The 2,749-nt window shown below is 70.7% G+C and carries 2 protein-coding genes; both read left to right on the top strand.

The annotated features are described in order from the left end of the window. The first annotated feature begins 188 nt into the window (after window positions 1-188). Window positions 189-1,205, top strand: coding sequence for an iron-containing redox enzyme family protein (locus tag ACFWEP_RS33890; RefSeq protein WP_387376032.1), 1,017 nt, complete (start codon window positions 189-191; stop codon window positions 1,203-1,205). Between the two features lie 170 nt (window positions 1,206-1,375). Then, on the top strand, window positions 1,376-2,749 hold a 1,374-nt coding region (locus ACFWEP_RS33885), incomplete at its 3' end, for a catalase (RefSeq protein ID WP_387376030.1).

Raw genomic sequence — 2,749 nt, 5'->3', positions numbered from 1 at the left:
TGCCGACGTAGTCGTGCGTACCCGTGGTGCGACACGAGCCACCGTCGGCGCGAAAGGCTCTCGTCGTCCTCCGGCGGAGCCGCACCGGAGCCGGAGCGCCATGCGGACCGAGCCGAAGACCCCACTCCGAGTGAGGAATCCACACAGTGAAGCCGCTCACGACCGCCGCCCCGGCGCACGTCGGCCCGGTGCGCCCGGACTCCTCGGCCCGCACAGAGGCCGGGCCTCGCCTGCCCCGCCCGCGGGGCGACCTCTCCACCCGCGTGATCGGCTACCTCGCCGGCGACCGCCCAGCCCTGCCGTCCGACGCCGAGGTGCGCCTGGCCGACCCCTTCGGCGACGACCTGCACCTGGTGCTGTACGCCCTCTACGAGACGCACTACCGGGGGTTCGCCTCAGTAGGCGAGGACCTGGAATGGGACCCGGCGCTGCTGGCGGTACGCTCGGCGGCCGAGAGCCACTTCCTCGCCGCCGTGCGAGCGCGGACGTCCGGGGACGCGGACGTGGCGACGGCAGTCCAGTCGCTGCTGGTGGAACCGGTGGGTGACGACGGCACCGGCGTCAGCCACCACCTGCTGCACGAGGGAAGCCTCTGGCAGCTGCGGGAGTACGCCGCGCTGCGCTCGCTCTACCACCTGAAGGAGGCCGACCCCCATCTGTGGGTGGTGCCCAGGCTCAGGGGGCGGGCGAAAGCGGCCATGGTCGCCATCGAGTACGACGAGTTCGGGGCCGGCCGGGCCGAAAACGTCCACGCGCGACTGTTCGCCGACCTCATGGCCGACCTCGACCTGGACACCACGTACGGGGCGTACCTGGACGCGGCGCCGGCCGAGATGCTCGCCACGGTCAACCTGATGTCCCTTCTCGGCCTGCGCCGGTCGCTGCGCGGTGCGCTGGTGGGGCACTTCGCCGCGGTGGAGATCACTTCGTCACCCGGCTCACGCCGGCTCGGCCAGGCACTGCGCCGGGTGGGCGCGGGCTCTGCCGCCCAGCGGTTCTACGACGAGCACGTGGAGGCGGACGCGGTGCACGAGCAGATCGTGCGACGCGAGGTGATCGGCGGGCTGCTGGAGGACGAGCCCTGGCTGGCCGCCGACATGGTCCTCGGTATCGAAGCCACCGTGCTGCTCGAAGACCGCCTCGCGGCGCACCTCCTGAGTGCCTGGCGCGAAAACCGCACGGCGTTGCGCGAACCCCTTGGCTGAGGGGTTTCGCCCGGCGGCACGACGCGACGGGCGGCAAGGGGCGCAGGCACCGCGTCCGCCCAGACACCGCACTTCCTCTTCCGTCGTCCCCGGACCGCCGATGCGCCATGTGCGCACGTGGTCTCCGGACGACGGGTCCATCCGCAGTTCGGTACATCGAGGAGCGTCTCATGAGTGAGAAGAAGAACCCTCTGAAAGCGGCGGCCGAGAAGGCCGCGGACGCCTTGCTGGGCACCGACGGGCCGCCCGGCGGGGTACCCGGGGCGCCGGGCTCGCGTCCGCCGTCCGCGCAGGAGCCGACCACACCGCAGGAGCCGCTGCCGCCCAAGCCCGACCAGACGGGGCCGGAGACGGTCAGCCCCACCGGGCAGCCGACGGGTGCGGACCAGGCCCGGAACGCGCAGAGCGGGGCGTATCTGACGACGGCCCAGGGTGCCCGGCTGTACGACACCGATCACTCGCTCAAGGCCGGTCCGCGCGGACCCGTACTCCTCCAGGACCACCACCTGCGGGAGAAGATCACCCACTTCGACCACGAGCGGATTCCGGAGCGGGTCGTCCACGCCCGGGGCGCGGCGGCGCACGGGGTGTTCCAGGGATACGGGACGGCGGCCCGGCTGTCGAAGGCGGCGTTCCTGGCGAAGGACGTCGAGACACCGGTGTTCGTGCGGTTCTCCACCGTCCTCGGTTCCCGGGGCTCCGCCGACACGGTGCGTGACACCCGGGGGTTCGCCACGAAGTTCTACACCGAGGAGGGCGTCTTCGACCTCGTCGGCAACAACATCCCGGTGTTCTTCATCCAGGACGCGATCAAGTTCCCCGACGTGATCCACGCCGGGAAGCCGCACCCGGACCGGGAGATCCCGCAGGCGCAGAGCGCGCACGACACGTTCTGGGACTTCGTGACCCTGCACACCGAGGCGACCCACCACACGCTGTGGAACATGTCGGACCGGGGCATTCCGCGCTCCTACCGGATGATGGAGGGCTTCGGTGTCCACACCTTCCGCCTGGTCGACGCCGAGGGCGCCTCGACCCTGGTGAAGTTCCACTGGAAGCCGAAGCTCGGCGTGCACTCCCTGGTCTGGGAGGAGGCGCAGATCGCGGCCGGCGTGGATCCCGACTTCCACCGTCGCGACCTCGCCGACGCCATCGAGGCGGGCGCCTTCCCGCAGTGGGAACTGGGCGTACAGACCTTCCCGGACAACGAGGAGCAGATGTTCGAGGGCATCGATCTGCTCGACCCGACGAAGATCGTGCCCGAGGAGCTGGCGCCCGTACAGCCGATCGGGCTGATGACGCTGAACGCCAACCCGTCGAACTACTTCGCCGAGACCGAGCAGGTCGCCTTCCACCTCGGCAACCTGGTCCCGGGCATCGACGTCACCAACGACCCGCTGCTCCAAGGACGCCTCTTCTCCTACCTCGACACCCAGATCAGCAGGCTGGGCGGTCCGAACTTCCCGCAGCTCCCGATCAACCGCACCCACGCGCCCGTCAACGACATGCTGCGCGACGGCATGCACCAGACCGCCGTGCACCGG

Source organism: Streptomyces sp. NPDC060198, from assembly GCF_042728415.1.
Classification (GTDB): Bacteria; Actinomycetota; Actinomycetes; order Streptomycetales; family Streptomycetaceae; genus Streptomyces.
This window is presented reverse-complemented; position numbering and strand designations above follow the sequence as displayed.